Source organism: Bradyrhizobium sp. USDA 4501 (assembly GCF_054062115.1).
Genome location: NZ_JBSSEX010000001.1, coordinates 1,390,051 through 1,405,235 on the forward strand (window position 1 = coordinate 1,390,051; position 15,185 = coordinate 1,405,235).

Annotated in this window: 12 protein-coding genes; 8 read left to right on the plus strand and 4 right to left on the minus strand. The window is 64.7% G+C overall.

Translation table 11 applies throughout. The features are described 5' to 3' along the window. The first annotated feature begins 327 nt into the window (after nucleotides 1–327). Together ACVWZM_RS06490 and ACVWZM_RS06495 are read left to right on the plus strand one after the other, a co-directional pair. Complete coding sequence (locus tag ACVWZM_RS06490; RefSeq protein WP_456784223.1) at nucleotides 328–1,314, plus strand: ABC transporter substrate-binding protein; 987 nt, start codon at nucleotides 328–330, stop codon at nucleotides 1,312–1,314. A 335-nt stretch (nucleotides 1,315–1,649) separates the two neighbouring features. Then, nucleotides 1,650–2,429 (plus strand): SDR family oxidoreductase, encoded by a 780-nt coding sequence (locus tag ACVWZM_RS06495; RefSeq protein WP_456852232.1) that lies wholly within the window; start codon nucleotides 1,650–1,652, stop codon nucleotides 2,427–2,429. Nucleotides 2,430–2,592: 163 nt separating this feature from the next. Here the strand turns inward: ACVWZM_RS06495 and ACVWZM_RS06500 are convergent, their stop codons facing one another. Next, nucleotides 2,593–2,892 carry an HU family DNA-binding protein gene (locus ACVWZM_RS06500; protein ID WP_021077434.1) on the minus strand — a complete coding sequence of 100 codons (300 nt, stop codon included), beginning with the start codon at nucleotides 2,890–2,892 and terminating at the stop codon, nucleotides 2,593–2,595. Between the two features lie 434 nt (nucleotides 2,893–3,326). Here ACVWZM_RS06500 and ACVWZM_RS06505 point away from each other — a divergent pair, with 434 nt between their 5' ends. The 4 genes from ACVWZM_RS06505 (at nucleotide 3,327) to ACVWZM_RS06520 (ending at nucleotide 8,610) form a co-directional block, all read left to right on the plus strand. After that, nucleotides 3,327–4,940 carry an ABC transporter substrate-binding protein gene (locus ACVWZM_RS06505; protein WP_456852234.1) on the plus strand — a complete coding sequence of 538 codons (1,614 nt, stop codon included), beginning with the start codon at nucleotides 3,327–3,329 and terminating at the stop codon, nucleotides 4,938–4,940. Between the two features lie 237 nt (nucleotides 4,941–5,177). Then, the gene (locus ACVWZM_RS06510) at nucleotides 5,178–6,155 is read left to right on the plus strand and encodes an ABC transporter permease (RefSeq protein ID WP_168857950.1); all 978 of its coding nucleotides are present in this window, start codon (nucleotides 5,178–5,180) and stop codon (nucleotides 6,153–6,155) included. A gap of 2 nt (nucleotides 6,156–6,157) precedes the next feature. After that, nucleotides 6,158–6,988: an ABC transporter permease gene (locus ACVWZM_RS06515; protein WP_253640418.1), complete on the plus strand. Its 831-nt coding sequence runs from the start codon at nucleotides 6,158–6,160 to the stop codon at nucleotides 6,986–6,988. Continuing rightward, nucleotides 6,985–8,610: an ABC transporter ATP-binding protein gene (locus tag ACVWZM_RS06520; protein ID WP_456852236.1), complete on the plus strand. Its 1,626-nt coding sequence runs from the start codon at nucleotides 6,985–6,987 to the stop codon at nucleotides 8,608–8,610. Before ACVWZM_RS06515 ends, ACVWZM_RS06520 begins: the two co-directional genes overlap by 4 nt. Nucleotides 8,611–8,626: 16 nt before the next feature. On the opposite strand, the gene ACVWZM_RS06525 is transcribed toward ACVWZM_RS06520, so the two are convergent. The 3 genes from ACVWZM_RS06525 to ACVWZM_RS06535 all read right to left on the minus strand — a co-directional run bounded on the left by ACVWZM_RS06525 (nucleotide 8,627) and on the right by ACVWZM_RS06535 (nucleotide 12,755). Continuing rightward, nucleotides 8,627–9,772: a fructose 1,6-bisphosphatase gene (locus ACVWZM_RS06525; protein WP_456852238.1), complete on the minus strand. Its 1,146-nt coding sequence runs from the start codon at nucleotides 9,770–9,772 to the stop codon at nucleotides 8,627–8,629. A 215-nt stretch (nucleotides 9,773–9,987) separates the two neighbouring features. Further along, complete coding sequence (locus tag ACVWZM_RS06530; RefSeq protein WP_057015264.1) at nucleotides 9,988–11,175, minus strand: 6-phosphofructokinase; 1,188 nt, start codon at nucleotides 11,173–11,175, stop codon at nucleotides 9,988–9,990. 212 nt (nucleotides 11,176–11,387) lie between these two features. Beyond that, a complete protein-coding gene (locus ACVWZM_RS06535; RefSeq protein ID WP_456856629.1) occupies nucleotides 11,388–12,755 on the minus strand; it encodes an NAD(P)/FAD-dependent oxidoreductase in 1,368 nt (455 codons plus the stop codon). 129 nt (nucleotides 12,756–12,884) lie between these two features. Between ACVWZM_RS06535 and ACVWZM_RS06540 the strand changes: the two genes are divergently transcribed. Continuing rightward, entirely contained in the window at nucleotides 12,885–13,739 is an 855-nt protein-coding gene (locus ACVWZM_RS06540) for a VOC family protein (RefSeq protein WP_456852240.1), read from the plus strand. 115 nt (nucleotides 13,740–13,854) lie between these two features. Next, nucleotides 13,855–15,177 (plus strand): ABC transporter substrate-binding protein, encoded by a 1,323-nt coding sequence (locus ACVWZM_RS06545; protein ID WP_092082514.1) that lies wholly within the window; start codon nucleotides 13,855–13,857, stop codon nucleotides 15,175–15,177. Nucleotides 15,178–15,185 lie beyond the last annotated feature (8 nt).

A 15,185-nucleotide genomic window follows, 5' to 3' on the forward strand; every position in this document is an offset into this window, starting at 1 on the left:
AGATCATCGTCAATGAAATGGAATTTCGAATGTTGTCGGCGCCACAGCTGAACTCTCCACGATCGCATCGCGCGGCGATGAAAGGATTTTCACGATCGTCCCAGACGGAGATGCGGCGCGATCACCCGTGACTGCATCAAATCTAGGCGTTTTGCGGCCGCATGCGCGATGTCTTCTACGCGCGGCCTGCTTGACGAGATCATCCTTGCCGCGCAGCCGGCGAATTCAGATTTCCGTTTCGTTGACGGCGAACGGCTTGCTCATAGACTTGATCGAACGCTGCCGCGCGTTCCGCGGCGCAGCGAATGAATCAGGAAGAAAATTCATATGCGCAAACTGACCCGCTCGGGCCCTGCCTATTCTCTCACCCGCCGCACGGCGGCAGCGCTGATCACGGCCGTGATCACGCTGTCGACATCGGCTGCGGCGCTCGCGGCCGACGCGATCGTGCTGCGCGTCGGCGACCAGAAGGGCGGCAACCGCTCGCTGCTGGAGATTTCCGGCCTCGCCAAGGATCTGCCCTACAAGATCGAGTGGTCGGAATTCCCCGCCGCAGCCCCGATCCTGGAAGCGATCAACGCCGGCGCGCTCGACGTCGGCTACACCGGCGATCTGTCCTTCCTCACGGTCTATGCGTCGGGCGCGCCGATCAAGGCGATCGGCGGCACGCGCTCCGATGCGCGGACGCAGGCGATCCTGGTGCGCGGGGATTCGCCGATCAAGACCGCGGCCGATCTGAAGGGCAAGCGCCTCGCCGGCACGCGCGGCGGCTGGGGCCAATTCCTGATCAACGCGACGCTGGAAAAAGCCGGCAGCAGGATCGAGGACGCGACCTTCGCCCCGCTCGGCCCGGTCGACGCCAAGATCGCGCTGCTCGCCGGCTCGATCGACGCCTGGGCGGTGTGGGAGCCGTATGTCTCCTACGCCACGCTGAAGGACAAGGCGCGCGTCGTCGCCGACGGCGAAGGGCTGACGCCGACCATCACCTTCATCGTCGCCTCCGACAACGCGATCGCAACCAAGCGCGCGGCGGTGCAGGACCTGGTGCAGCGGCTCAACAAGGCGCGGCTGTGGTCGCTCGACCATCTCGCCGAGTACGCCAGGAACACGGCCGAGCTCACAAAACTGCCGGAGGACGTGCTGCTCGCCGCCTACACCGCTCAGAAGACGAGCCCGATCGCGATCGACGAGGCCGTGGTGAAGGAGGTGCAGGCCGCCTCCGATCGCGCGACGCGCTACGGCATCCTCGGCAAGACGCTGGATGTCGGCAAGGCCGTCGACCGCAGCTTTACGGCAAGCGCGAGCTCGAACTAGCGGCGCGCGTGAACGGGGCACGCTCTTTCCTCACCTCCCCTTGCAAAGGGAGGTCGGTTTGCGCGCAAGCGCAAGCCGGGTGGGGATCCTGCCTCCGCAAGCGCCGGCGCCCGTGGAGAGCAACCCCCACCCCGCCCTCCCCCTTTCAGGGGGAGGGAGTCAGGCGACGGTGCTCGCCTGACGACAAATAAGATGCGCACCACCATGGAGATCTCCGATGTCCGGTCCGCTCCATCTCGCACTGATTGTCACAGCACACCTGCTCTGCATGACCTTGTTGGTCGCGCTGTCGGTTTGATAGCGTCCTCTCCGGGCCAGCCCCAGGGAGAACAACAATGAACCTATCAATGAAGGACCGCGTCGCGGTGGTTACCGGCGGCAGCAAGGGCATCGGGATCGCGGTGGCGCGGCGGTTTGCCGAATCCGGCGCCAGGGTCGCGATCCTCGCCCGCGGCGGGGCCGACCTCGCTGCGGCGCGCGAAGCGCTCGCTAGGGACGGCCTTGTGGTACGCGATTATGTCTGCGACGTCGCGAAGGCTTCCGATATCACCAAGGCTCACGACCAGATCGTTGCCGATCTCGGCAAGATCGACGTGCTCGTCAACAACGCCGGCACGGCGCGCACGCTGGCGTTCGAGAGCATCAGCGACGAGGCCTGGCAGGAGGACCTCGACCTGAAACTGTTCGCCGCGATCCGCTTCAGCCGGCTGGTGTGGCCGGGGATGAAGCAGCGCAAATGGGGCCGCATCATCAATGTGCTCAACACCTTTGCCAAGGCGCCGGCCGGCAATTCCGCGCCGACCTCGGTGTCGCGCGCGGCCGGCATGGCGCTGACCAAGGTGATGGCCAATGAAGGCGGCGAGCACAACATCCTGGTGAACGCGCTGCTGGTCGGCCTGATCATGAGCGATCAATGGGTCAAGCGGCATGCTGCCCAGGCGCCGAACACGGATTTCGGGGAATTCGCCAAGGGCCTTGCCAAGGGCACCCCGCTCGGCCGCATCGGCACGGCGGAGGAGTTCGCCAACCTCGCCTGCTTCCTGGCCTCGGAGCAAGGCTCCTACATCACCGGCACCGCCATCAATGTCGATGGTGGCCGGTCGCCGGTAGTCTAGAGCCCCGGTCCCGGTTCAACCCGGTCCGGAGCTCCAGATTCTGCTTTGGCGCGTTTTCTTCACGCGAACCGGTGTCCACTCGCTGGAAAACGCGGGCTGGCAACCAACGGCAGGAAGCGACGGCTCAAAAGCAAAAGGCCTCCGTCACCGGAGGCCTTTCATCTTAAACCGCGTCCTTGGCGGCCTTGACCGGCCGTGCGCGGACGATCTTCCGGGCCGGCTTGGCCTTGAACATCATCTCTTCGCCGGTGAAGGGGTTGGTGCCCTTGCGCGCCTTGGTCGCAGGCTTCTTGACCACAACGAACTTCGCGAAGCCGGGGACGAGGAACACCCCGGCCTTCTTCAGCTCCTTGTGGCCGACATCGACAAGCGAGTCCAAAACGTTCTTGACGTCGCGCTTGGAGAGTTCGGTGGTGGTCGCGATCTTCTCGATCACTTGCGACTTCGACAGTTGGGTAGCCATGGTTGCTCCATTGATTCTGGAGTGGGCACGATATGGCGGAAAACGCCGAGAAAAACAGTGTTTTCTGCACTCCCCACCACAATATCGCTGTGGACAGCCGCCGAATCAGGGTTTTTTCCAGCGTTTTTTCAAGTCAAGGTGCTTCCGACCCCTAAAATTACAGGGTTTGCGCGGCTTCGGCGCTCCCGAAACGTCCCTTCGAGAGAATCACCAGACGCAACTCGCGCGGCCCAAACTGCGACAATGCGGCGCCCGATCCGGGTTGCGAAGCGTCGCAATGCGCCACTTCAGGTTTCGGAAACGATCCTCCAAAAGGCCGAGGCATTAGAAAATGACTCGGGTTCCCATTCCATCGTAACATCGCAAAGGGGCGCCACGACCGATCCGGCTGGTCGCCCGATGCAAGCCTTTATGTAAGTACCGGAGACCCGCGTATGGATTTGAGCCGCCTCGAGATCAACCGCCGCACGGCCCTTCTGACCTCGGCCGCGATTGCGGCCAATGTCATCAATCCGATGCGGGCATTCGCGCAGGAGGCCCCGCGCAAGGGCGGCGTGTTCAACGTCCATTACGGCGCCGAGCAGCGCCAGCTCAATCCCAGCATCCAGGCCTCGACCGGCGTCTACATCATCGGCGGCAAGATCCAGGAGAATCTGGTCGACCTCGACGCCAACGGCCAGCCGGTCGGCGTGCTCGCCGAGAGCTGGGAGGCGACCCCGGACGGCAAGAACGTCACCTTCAAGCTGCGCAAGGGCGTCACCTGGCACGACGGCAAGCCGTTCACCTCTGATGACGTCGCTTTCACCGCGATGAACATGTGGAAGAAGATCCTCAACTACGGATCGACGCTGCAGCTGTTCCTCACATCGGTCGATACGCCCGATCCGCAGACCGCGATCTTCCGCTACGAGCGGCCGATGCCGCTGAACCTGTTGCTCCGGGCCCTGCCCGACCTCGGCTACGTCTCCGCCAAGCATCTCTACGAGAGCGGCGACATCAGGCAGAACCCGACCAATCTGGCGCCGGTCGGCACCGGCCCATTCAAATTCGTCAAATACGAGCGCGGGCAATACATCATCGCCGACCGCAACCCGGACTACTGGCGGCCGAACGCGCCCTATCTCGACCGCATCGTCTGGAAGGTGATCACCGACCGCGCCGCCGCGGCCGCGCAGATGGAGGCCGGCGAGCTGCACTACAGCCCGTTCTCGGGACTGACGATCTCGGACATGGCGCGGCTCGGCAAGGACAAGCGCTTCATCGTCCAGACCAAGGGCAATGAGGGCAACGCCCGCACCAACACCATCGAGTTCAACTTCCGCCGCAAGGAACTGGCGGACATCCGGGTCCGCCGCGCCATCGCGCACGCGATCAACGTGCCGTTCTTCATCGACAATTTCCTGGGCGATTTCGCCAAGCTCGGCACCGGCCCGATCCCGTCGACCTCGACCGACTTCTATCCCGGGCCGAACACGCCGCAATACCCCTATGACAAGGCCAAGGCGATCGCGCTACTCGACGAGGCCGGCTTCAAAGCCTCCAGCGGCAACCGCTTCTCGCTGAGACTCCTGCCGGCACCGTGGGGCGAGGACATCTCGCTGTGGTCGACCTTCATCCAGCAGTCGCTGGGAGAAGTCGGCATCCAGGTCGACATCGTACGCAACGACGGCGGCGGCTTCCTCAAGCAGGTCTATGACGAGCACGCCTTCGATCTCGCGACCGGCTGGCACCAGTATCGCAACGACCCCGCGGTCTCGACCACGGTATGGTACCGCTCCGGCCAGCCCAAGGGCGCGCCGTGGACCAACCAATGGGGCTGGGAGGACAAGACCGTCGACAAGACCATCGACGATGCCGCCACCGAAGTCGATCCGGCCAAGCGCAAGGCGCTCTATGCCGATTTCGTCAAGGAGGTGAACACCGAGCTGCCGGTCTGGATGCCGATCGAGCAGATCTTCGTTACCGTGATCACGGCCAAGGCGCGCAACCACTCCAACACGCCGCGCTGGGGCTCGACGAGCTGGCACGATCTTTGGCTGAGCGCATGAGGCCACATCTGCGCTAGGCGTGGCGCCCTCTTCTCCCTCGCCCCGCTCTTGCGGGAAGAGGGTCGGGGTGAGGGGCTCGCTCCACGATATTGCTCCATCGATAGACCTGTACCCCCTCACCCGGATCGCATCTGGCGATGCGATCCGACCTCTCCCCGCAAGCGGGGCGAGGTAAGAAGGGGCCGGTGCCCACCCCGAACCGGTGTCCACATCGTTCGAAAACGCTATAGATAAAATATGCGTATCCTGAGCCTTGCGGGGCGGCGGCTCGCCGCCTCGATCCCGACCCTGTTCCTGATCCTGATCGGCGTGTTCCTGCTGCTGCAGCTCGCGCCGGGCGACACCGTCGATGCGCTGATGGCGCAGATGGGCGGCGGCGACGCCGCGACCGCCGAGGCGCTGCGCAAATTCTACGGGCTGAACCTCTCGGTTCCGGCGCAGCTCGGGAACTATCTGTGGCACCTGGTCCGGCTCGACCTCGGCTTCTCCTCGATCTACGGCAAGCCGGTGGCGACCGTGATCCTGGAACGGCTGCCGCCGACCATCCTATTGATGACGGCGTCGCTGTCATTCGCGTTCTTCTTTGGCCTCGTGTTCGGCGTGATCGCCGCGCGTGGCGTCAACCGCTGGCCGGACACGATGATCTCCACCCTCGGCCTGATCTTCTACGCCACGCCGTCGTTCTGGTTCGGGCTGATGGCGATCGTGGTGTTCTCGGTCTATCTGCAGTGGCTACCGCCGGGCGGCTTCGAGGATATCGGCAACGTCCAGACCGGAATCTGGCGCATGCTGGATATCGCGGCGCATCTGGTGCTGCCGACGCTGACGCTCGGGCTGATCTTCCTCGCGATCTATTTGCGCATCATGCGCGCCTCGATGCTTGAGGTCCTGAACCTCGATTTCGTCCGCACCGCCCGCGCCAAGGGGCTGGACGAGACCCATGTCATCACCCGCCATGTGCTGCGCAACGCGCTGCTGCCGATGGTGACGCTGATCGGATTGCAGGCCGGCACCATGCTCGGCGGCTCGGTCGTGGTGGAGAGCGTGTTCTCGCTGCCCGGCCTCGGCCGTCTCGCTTATGAGTCGGTGGTGCAGCGCGACCTCAACACCCTGCTCGGCATCGTCTTCGTGTCCGCGCTGCTCGTCATATCCGTGAACTTCGTCGTCGATCTGCTCTACGCGCGGCTCGATCCGCGCATCGCGGCGGAGGGCTGACGATGGATGCCGTGAAGCGCTACTTCCGCAGCCCGGCCGCGGTGATCGGCCTGATCCTGCTGCTGCTTGTCATCGCGATGGCAATCAGCGCGGGTCTCCTCTATCCGCGCGATCCGCTCGCTCTCGCGGGCCGGCCGCTGATCTGGCCGTTCTCCAACCCGCGCTTCCTGCTTGGCACCGACAATTCCGGCCGCGACATCGCCGCCCAGATCTTCTACGGCGCGCGGATCTCGCTGCTGATCGGCGGCGTCGCCACCTTGATCGCGATCCTGATCGGCATCCTGGTCGGCGCCTTCGCCGGCTATTACGGCGGCTGGGTCGACAATGTGCTGATGCGGATCACGGAAGCGTTCCAGACGCTGCCGAACTTCGTGCTGCTGCTGGTGCTGGTCGCGGTGTTCGGCTCGACCCTGACCACGGTGACCATTGCGGTCGGCGTGGTGTCGTGGCCGGCGCCGGCGCGGCTGACCCGCGCCGAGTTCCTGTCGCTGCGCAACCGCGAATTCGTCCAGGCCGGCAAGACGCTCGGCATGAAGGACGTCCAGCTCATTCTCGGCGAAATCCTGCCCAACGCGCTGCCGCCCGTCATCGTCTATGCCAGCGTGGTGATGGCGGTCGCGATCCTGCTGGAAAGTGCGCTCGCCTTCCTGCGTCTGTCCGATCCCAACGTCGCCTCCTGGGGCAATCTGATCGGGCTCGGCCGCGACGTGCTCCGGGTGCAATGGTACGTCTCGGCAATCCCTGGCATTGCGATCCTCGTCACCGTGCTCGCGGTGTCGCTGGTCGGCCAGGGCCTGAACGATGCGCTCAATCCGAGGCTGAAGAGCCGATGAGCGAGAGCGTCCTTTCCCTCGACGCCCTGACGGTGCGCCTGCCCAAGGGCGCCGACCGGCCGCATGCGCTGTCCGACGTTTCGCTTTCAATTGCGTCGAACGAGATCCTCTGCGTGGTCGGCGAGTCCGGCTCCGGCAAATCGATGATGGCGAACGCCATCATGCGGCTGCTGCCGAACGAGGTGACGATCGAACGGGGCCGGATGATGTTCGACGGCCGCGACCTCTGCGCCGCCGATAGCGCCGAAATGCGCGATGTGCGCGGCGCCGGCATCGCGATGATCTTCCAGGAGCCGATGACCGCGCTCAATCCGCTGCGCACGATCGGCGACCAGATCGGCGAGATGTTTGCGATCCACACCGCTCTCTCGAAGGCCGAGATCAATGCTCGTGTGCTGGCGCTGCTCGAGGACGTCCGCATCCCCGACCCCAAGGCTGCCGCAAAAGCTTACCCGCACGAGCTGTCCGGCGGCCAGCGCCAGCGCGCGATGATCGCGATGGCACTCGCGCTCGACCCCAAGCTCCTGATCGCGGACGAGCCGACCACCGCGCTCGACGTGACGACACAAGCACAGATCCTGAAGCTGATCCGCGATTTGCAGCAGCGCAAGAAGACGGCGGTGCTGTTCATCACCCATGATTTCGGCGTGGTCGCCGAGATCGCCGACCGCGTCGTGGTGATGCAGCATGGCGCGATCGTCGAGCACGGCACGGCCGACAAGGTGCTGAACGATCCGCAGCATGCCTACACGAAGCAGCTGATCGCAGCCGTTCCGCCGCTGAAGGCGCCGCCGCCGCGCATCCTTTCCGGCAAGGACATCCTAACCATCGACGGCGTCTCCAAGACCTACCGCACCGGCGGCTTCCTCGGCCGCGGCGCGCGGATCACGGAGGCCGTCAAGAACGTGTCGCTGCACCTGCCGCGCGGCGCGACGCTCGGCATCGTCGGCGAATCCGGTTCGGGCAAATCGACGCTCGCGCGCTGCATCGTGCGGCTGATCGATCCGGACATCGGGTCGATCGTGCTCGACGGCAAGGACTGGGCAAAGCTCGGCCGCGACGATATCAGGCGCGAGACCCGCCACATCCAGATGGTGTTCCAGGATCCCTTCGCCTCGCTCAATCCGCGCCGCAAGGCGGCCGAGCTGGTGGCGCAGGGACCGATCGTGCACGGCACCGACCGCGCCACCGCGATCGCGGAAGCGCGAAAGCTGTTCGAGCTGGTCGGCCTCGATCCGTCCGCGGGTGACCGCTACCCGCACGAATTCTCCGGCGGCCAGCGCCAGCGCATCGGGCTCGCCCGCGCGCTGGCGCTGAAGCCGGATGTGCTGGTTGCCGACGAGCCGGTCTCGGCGCTCGACGTCTCGGTGCAGGCGCAGGTCTTGAAGCTGCTCGCCGGGCTGCGCCAGCAGCTTGGCCTCTCCATCATCTTCATCACCCACGATCTGCGCGTCGCCGCCCAGATCTGCGATCTCGTCGCCGTCATGAAGGACGGCGCCGTGGTCGAGCAAGGGCTGACCGCCGAGGTGTTCGGCAAGCCGCGGCATCCCTATACGCAGGCGCTGCTGTCAGCGATCCCCGGCGGCGCGTTTGCGCGCGAGCACGGCACCGCAACCGTGTAGCCGGGCACGCGCGGCCCTACTCCGCCGCTTGTGGCTTGGGCTCCTCGCGCAGCCGGAAGCGCTTCAGCAATCCGGATACCGTGTCGCGGAAGCCGCCATATTCCAGCTCTGAATAGGGCAGCATCGCAGCGCCGGACCAGCCCTGGCTGCGCATCTCGATCGCCTTGCGCTGCGCGCGCTGGCGGACCTCGTCCCAGGCAAGGTTGTCAAAGAAGTCGATATAGGACTCCGAGAACTTCCCGTCCCGGTCGATCGAGAAGCCGACGCAGGACACGATCGGCAGGCAATACATCCCCGTCACCGGGGTGTTGAGCGGCACCGGCATGAGCGGCATCACATGCGAGCCGCGCGCATCGCCGCCCACGAAGTGCGCCTTGGTGAACGGCGAGATGATTTCTTCGGGCGCCGCGAAAATGCCCTGGTTCCTGACGACCGCGACCGGATCATCCTTGCCGGTGTACTTGCCTGCGATGGAGTGAAGGCGCTGCGCCGACACGGCGACGGCGACCTCGCCATAGGTTTTCGAGACGATGCGATCAATGCCGAAGCGCTCGTTGTCGCGAAGCAGCGCCGCAATGTGGTAGCCGTCCGCGGGCGCATCGAGTTCGATCACGCTGTCGCCGGCCGTGTTGTCCATATCGATGATATGGAAACGGAAGCCCTTGATCATCGGGGGCAGCATCAGCCCGGCGCAATACATGGGATCGGCAAAAGCCAGATAGAGCGGCAGGTTGTAGGCGCCGGGGCCGCACTTGTCTGCGGCGAACACCATGAAGGACTCCGCGGGTCTCGCGCCCGAGAGGCTGTGGTCGAAGCTGAGCTCGGCGACAGCCGGGCCCGCGCCGCGAACGTTTCCGGACGGGGCGTCGACGAGAAGATCCTGGCCGGCGCCGTAGAGCCCGGAGGTCTTCGCGACCGCAGTGGCCGCGAGAAACGTCTTCCAGGCGAATTGGTGGACTTCGGAGCTCCCTTCGCCCCGCGTGTGCGTCATGATGATCGCAATATCGTCGCCGGTATGGCGCACGAAACCGTCGATCAGGAGACCGTTTTCGATCGCCTTCGCGACCTCCCCTTCGACAGCCGCCATCATGCGCGCAGATGGTTTCGTGTGGCCCCCGACGGAGCCAATGTCAGCCTTGATGACCGAAATGGTGAGTTTCATGAGCATCCCTCCGACCGCAGCGCAGCGCCTTCGCCTCGGCGCTCGCTGCGCCGGGGGCGACGGCGCGCTCATTTGCAAAAAAGAACGTCGTGTGGTGCGACAGGTTCCCTGCGCATATTGCTTGCGGAACTATGGCCCCTCCGTCACCGCGTGTCGATACGGGCTATCGACGCATCTGGAATAGCTCGCCCTGCCCGATGGGGTTACCACCCGCCCTATGAAGCGCGGTTGAGAAAGATCGGCAGGCCCCGCTTGTTGGAATAGAGAGGACGGTAGCGCTCAGTGTTGTACGCGCTTGCGACGTCCAATTTGCGTGGCCCGAGCTTGGCGTCGGGGATCGGCACGAGGTCGTAGCGGCCCTCGACCAGCGCCGACATGAGGCCGGTCTTGCCTTCCAGGATCGCATCGTAAGCCATGTTGCCGAACGTCAGCGCCACAAGCTTGTCGATGAAGTCCGGATCGCCTGACCGCAGGTCGTAGGTGAGGTCAGAAACGATGGTCTCCTCGCCGGTGCGCCGCTTGATCTCGTCCGCGAACGCTTCGGCCACGCTCGCCTTCCTGCGGTGACCGTAGGCGTCAGGCTCGCCGAATTCCTGCACCTTGTAGCCCTCCCACTCGGCGCCCTCGCTGAGCACGATCAGCGCGTAGTTGCTTGGGTTGCCGTGCTTGTCATCGAGGAGAAGCTGGATCAGCTTGTCGAGATTGACCTTGTACTCCGGTATGGCGCATCGGATCGAGGTTGCGTATGCGGTATAGAGTGCCGTAAAGCCGGCATCGCGACCAAAGACGCGGAAAATGCCGATTCGCTCGTGCGAGCCGACGGTGGTGCGCTGGCGCTGGATGGCATCGCTGGCACGGGTGATCGCGGTCGAGAAGCCGATGCAGTATTCGGTGTTGCGAACGTCGTTGTCCATCGTCTTCGGGATCGCAATGATCTTGACGCCTCGCCTGTTGAGCTTGTCCGCGTAGCTGAGCGTATCGTCGCCGCCGATGGCGATCAGATGCTCGATACCGAGCCCCGCGAGGTTCGCGAGCACCTCGTTGGTGAGGTCCCACGTCGTGGTTGCGATGCCACCCTTGGTGCTCTGGGAAGCCGGAAAGTCGCGGCCCGCGAGATGATCGGGCAACTTCTTCATTTTGGAGGGATTGGTGCGGCTCGAGTGCAGCACGGTGCCGCCGCGCCGGTCGATGACGCGCGTATTTTCGCGGTTCAGCGGGATGATGTAATGGGACTTGCTCGACGGGTCGTCGAGGTTCAGGTGCGTGAGGGCCTCCCAGCCCCGGCGGAGACCGACAACCTCGATGTCGTCCTCACTGCCGCGATAAGTCACGCTCTTGATCACCGCGTTAAGGCCGGGGACGTCACCGCCTCCCGTGAGAATACCAATGCGCTTCCTCGCCATGCCCACCTCCCAGGGTTGCTATCTGGCAATAACGCCTGCGTCGCTCGGGGTTTCCACAACGCTATCCGCCAACGGCGGAATCCTCGTGATCGCGGCACCCACCCGAACCTGCTTGGGCCCCAATCTTCCAGCGACGTCCTCTGACCAGTCCCCAACTCGGGCGGCTTGCCCCTCCATGCCTCTCGCGTGCATGGCGCGACGTTGCTCCGCGCCTACCGCGAACGGCGCGAGGCGAGGAAATACTCCGCCCATCGCAGCAACTCGAAACGATCGCCCTTGACCAACTCCTGTGCATCGCGGCGCCGGTAGAGCAGCAGCATCCAGGGCGCGAGCTTGCGGAGCACGCCGTGCGCCATGTACTGCACCGGCTCGGAGAACGGCAGCGCCAGCTCGCTTTCCGGCACGCCTTGGACCGCGCGCGCCAATTCGCGGCCGAGCGGGATCGTCAGCGCGACGGCACGGCCGTTGCAGCCGGTCCAGCCATAGGCGTTCGGTCCCAACCGGTGCATGCGCGGCAGGAAATCCGCCGTCATCCCGACATAGCCGTTCCAGACATAGTCGGAGGAGACCTCGCCAATCTGCGGCCACAGGCGCTGCAACCGCTCGGTCACCCGCGCCTTCAGCCGCCCGGTCTTGTCGCCCGGACCGAGCACGGCACCGCCGGTGACGAGGCGATTGCGGGCATCGTAGCGCGCGAAATACAGCTCGCCATGGGTATCCGACATCGCCTGCCGGCCGGCAATGATGGTCTTGCGCACATTGTCCGACAGCGGCTGCGTCGCCATCTGCCACGACAGCACCGGCATCACCTCGGTCGCGATCTCCGGCACCAGCGATTTCGCGAACTCGCCGCTGTAGGCATTGGTCGCGACCACCAGAGCGCGACCGGAGATTTCACCCTTTTCCGTCTTCACCACCCAGCGATCGCCGCGGCGCTCGAAACTGAGTGCAGGCGAGCGGGCATAGATTCGCGCACCGAGGCCGAGTACGGTGCGCGCAAGGCCGCGCGCCAGCGCCAGCGGATTGACGTGACCGCCGGTCCTGTTCCAGAAGCCGCCGTACCACGCATCCGAGCCGAGCATGTCCTTGGTCTGATCGCGCGACAGCAATTCGACCGGCGCACCGAATTTCGACCATTGCTGCACCCGCCGCTCGGCGATCTTGATGCGGCCCGGCGAGTGCACCGGCTGCACCCAGCCGGCCTGCTCCTGCTCGGCCTCGATGTTGTAGCGTTTGACGACGTCGAACAGATCAGCGGCGCTGTCGCGCAGCATCGCGACGAAGCGCTCGCCGGCCGCACCGTGCCTCGCGATGATGTCGTCCGGATCGGGACGCGACAGTGTCGGGATCACCTGGCCGTTGTTGCGCCCCGAGGCACCCCAGCCCGGCTCGGCGGCCTCGACGATCGCGACGTCGACATTGGCCTCGCCCAAATGCAGTGCGGTCGACAAGCCGGTGAAACCGCCGCCGATGACGACGACATCGGCCTGCTGCGCGCCGGTCAGCTCGGGGCAATCAGGGCCGAAGGGCGTCACTGCTGCCCAGAGCGAATTGGGCCAGCGCACGGCATTGCTGTTCATCATGATCCTTTCTTGCGGGCGCCCGGTCGTTCTGGTTAGCTTTAGAGCATGATCCGGAAAAGTGTGTAGCGGTTTTCCGAAAAGATCATGCTCAAGAAAAGTCTCTTATTCCAGCCGGGAAGACAACAAGTGGCACTCAAGAACGTCATCGGAATCGATCACGCCGTGGTCATGGTGAAGGACCTCGACAAGGCGGCCGAGAACTACAAGCGGCTCGGCTTCACCGTGTCGCCGCGCGGCACCCATAGCGCGCATATGGGATCGGGCAATTACACCATCATGTTCGACCCTGACTACATGGAATTGCTCGGCGTGCTGACGCCGACCGAACACAACGCTCCGGCGCGCGCCTTCCTCGAGAAGCGCGGCGAAGGCATCGAACGCATAGCGTTCACCGCGGTGGATTCCGCTGCTGGTGCCGAGGAGATTCGCGCGCGCGGCTATGCGCCGATCGGGCCGACCGATTTCGAACGCACGGTGACCTTGCCTGATGGCACGATCTCCGCGGCGAAATTCCGCACCTTCCAGTGGCCGACCGCGGAGGCGCCCGGCGGCGTCCGCATCTTCGCCTGCCAGCACAAGACCCGCGAGACGGTGTGGATTCCCGAATTGATGACGCACGCCAATGGGGCAAAACGCCTCAAGCAGGTGCTGATCGTCTCCCCCGATCCCGCAGCCGATGCCGCGCATCTCTCCAGGATGATCGACGTCGCCGTCAGGAACGACGCCGACGGTGCGGTTGCGGTGCCGTCCGGCGGCAACCGCGCCGACTTCGTGTTCCTGACCAGGGATCAGCTCGGCAAACGTTATCCCGGCGTATCGCTGGATGGCCTGCCCGACCGCGGCGGCGCCGGCCTCGTGATCGCGGCCGACCTTGCCGCGACCGAGAAAGCGCTGGGCTCAGCCGGCGTGAAGAGCGGCAATAGCATCACCGTGCCGCCGGCTTCCGGCAACGGCACCCTGCTCGCTTTCGTCAAGGCATAGCTGCCATACCATGCGCGGCGCAGCGTTATGCAACGGCGCCGCGCATGTGGGACTAGGCACAGAAAGTTGAGGCGCTAGTATCTCTCCCAAACAAGAACCGTCCAGGGAGAGAAACATGTCGCATCACCTGATCTCGCGCCGGCAGATGCTGGCCGGCACCGCGGCCGCCGGCGCGGTTGGACTGACCGGATTTCCGGCCCGCGCCGACGTCAACTGGAAGAAATATTCCGGCACCACGCTCGAGGTGATTCTCGCCAAGGGGCCGCGCGGCGACAATCTGCAAAAATACATCAAGGAATTTACCGAGCTCACCGGCATCAAGGTCGAGTCGGAGCAGATCCCCGAGCAGCAGCAGCGCCAGAAATGCGTGATCGAGCTGTCCTCGGGCAAGCCGAGCTTCGACGTCGTGCACCTCAGCTATCACGTGCAGAAGCGGCAGTTCGAGAAGGCCGGCTGGCTCGCCGACATGTCGGGCTTTCTGAAGGATCCGAGCATGACGCCGCCGGACCTCGTCGAGAGCGATTTCTCGGCGGCCGGGCTGCAATATGCGCGCAACGACAAGGGCCAGATGCTGTCGCTGCCATGGTCGGTCGACTATTTCATCCTCTACTACAACAAGGAGCTGTTCCAGAAGAAGGGCGTCGAGGTCCCGAAGACGCTCGAGGAGATGGCAATCGCGGCCGAGAAGCTGACCGATCCGAAGGAAGGCATCTACGGCTTCGTCGGCCGCGGCCTGCGCAACGCCAACATGGCGATGTGGACCAACTTCTATCTGAACTATGGCGGCGAATTCCTCGATGCCAAGGGCAACATCCTGACCGACGGCCCCGAGGCGATCGAGGCTACCAAGCTCTATCAGCGCCTGCTGACGAAATGCGCGCCTCCCGGCGTCGCCGGCTTCAACTGGATGGAGTCGATGGCGTCCTTCACGCAGGGCAGGTCCGCGATGTGGATCGACGCCGACGGCTGGGCGCCGCCGCTGGAAGATCCCGCCGCCTCGCGCGTCGTCGGCAAGGTCGGCTACACGCTGGTACCCGCCGGTCCCAAGGGCAAGTTCTCCTCGACCTATGGCGACGGCGTCGGTATCGCCGCGGCGAGCAAGAACAAGGAAGCCGCCTATCTGCTGTGCCAATGGGTGGTCTCGCGCGGACAGGGCGCGCGCCTGCTGCAGGCCGGCGGCGGCGTGCCGTTCCGCAACTCCATCGTCGACGATGCCGAAGTCGCCAAGGGCGTGAAGACCAAGGAATGGCTGCAGTCGGTGGTTGACTCCGCCAAGATCTCCAAGCTCGGCCTGCCCGTCATCATCCCGGTCGCCGAATTCCGCGACATCGTCGGCGCCGCGCTGACCGCGACGCTGTCGGGCGCCGATCCGGCCACCGAGCTGAAAAAGGCGCACGAGCAATTCCGCCCCATCCTGGAGCGTAGCGAAAAAGCGTGAGCGTGGTG

Excerpts from the sequence above, each read along its gene's own strand:
- ACVWZM_RS06490 (WP_456784223.1), top strand. The coding sequence starts at position 328 with ATGCGCAAACTGACCCGCTCGGGCCCTGCCTATTCTCTCACCCGCCGC.
- ACVWZM_RS06515 (WP_253640418.1), top strand. The coding sequence starts at position 6,158 with ATGGATGCCGTGAAGCGCTACTTCCGCAGCCCGGCCGCGGTGATCGGC.
- ACVWZM_RS06500 (WP_021077434.1), bottom strand. The coding sequence starts at position 2,892 with ATGGCTACCCAACTGTCGAAGTCGCAAGTGATCGAGAAGATCGCGACC.
- ACVWZM_RS06520 (WP_456852236.1), top strand. The coding sequence starts at position 6,985 with ATGAGCGAGAGCGTCCTTTCCCTCGACGCCCTGACGGTGCGCCTGCCC.
- ACVWZM_RS06525 (WP_456852238.1), bottom strand. The coding sequence starts at position 9,772 with ATGAAACTCACCATTTCGGTCATCAAGGCTGACATTGGCTCCGTCGGG.
- ACVWZM_RS06545 (WP_092082514.1), top strand. The coding sequence starts at position 13,855 with ATGTCGCATCACCTGATCTCGCGCCGGCAGATGCTGGCCGGCACCGCG.
- ACVWZM_RS06510 (WP_168857950.1), top strand. The coding sequence starts at position 5,178 with ATGCGTATCCTGAGCCTTGCGGGGCGGCGGCTCGCCGCCTCGATCCCG.
- ACVWZM_RS06495 (WP_456852232.1), top strand. The coding sequence starts at position 1,650 with ATGAACCTATCAATGAAGGACCGCGTCGCGGTGGTTACCGGCGGCAGC.
- ACVWZM_RS06535 (WP_456856629.1), bottom strand. The coding sequence starts at position 12,755 with ATGAACAGCAATGCCGTGCGCTGGCCCAATTCGCTCTGGGCAGCAGTG.
- ACVWZM_RS06505 (WP_456852234.1), top strand. The coding sequence starts at position 3,327 with ATGGATTTGAGCCGCCTCGAGATCAACCGCCGCACGGCCCTTCTGACC.
- ACVWZM_RS06530 (WP_057015264.1), bottom strand. The coding sequence starts at position 11,175 with ATGGCGAGGAAGCGCATTGGTATTCTCACGGGAGGCGGTGACGTCCCC.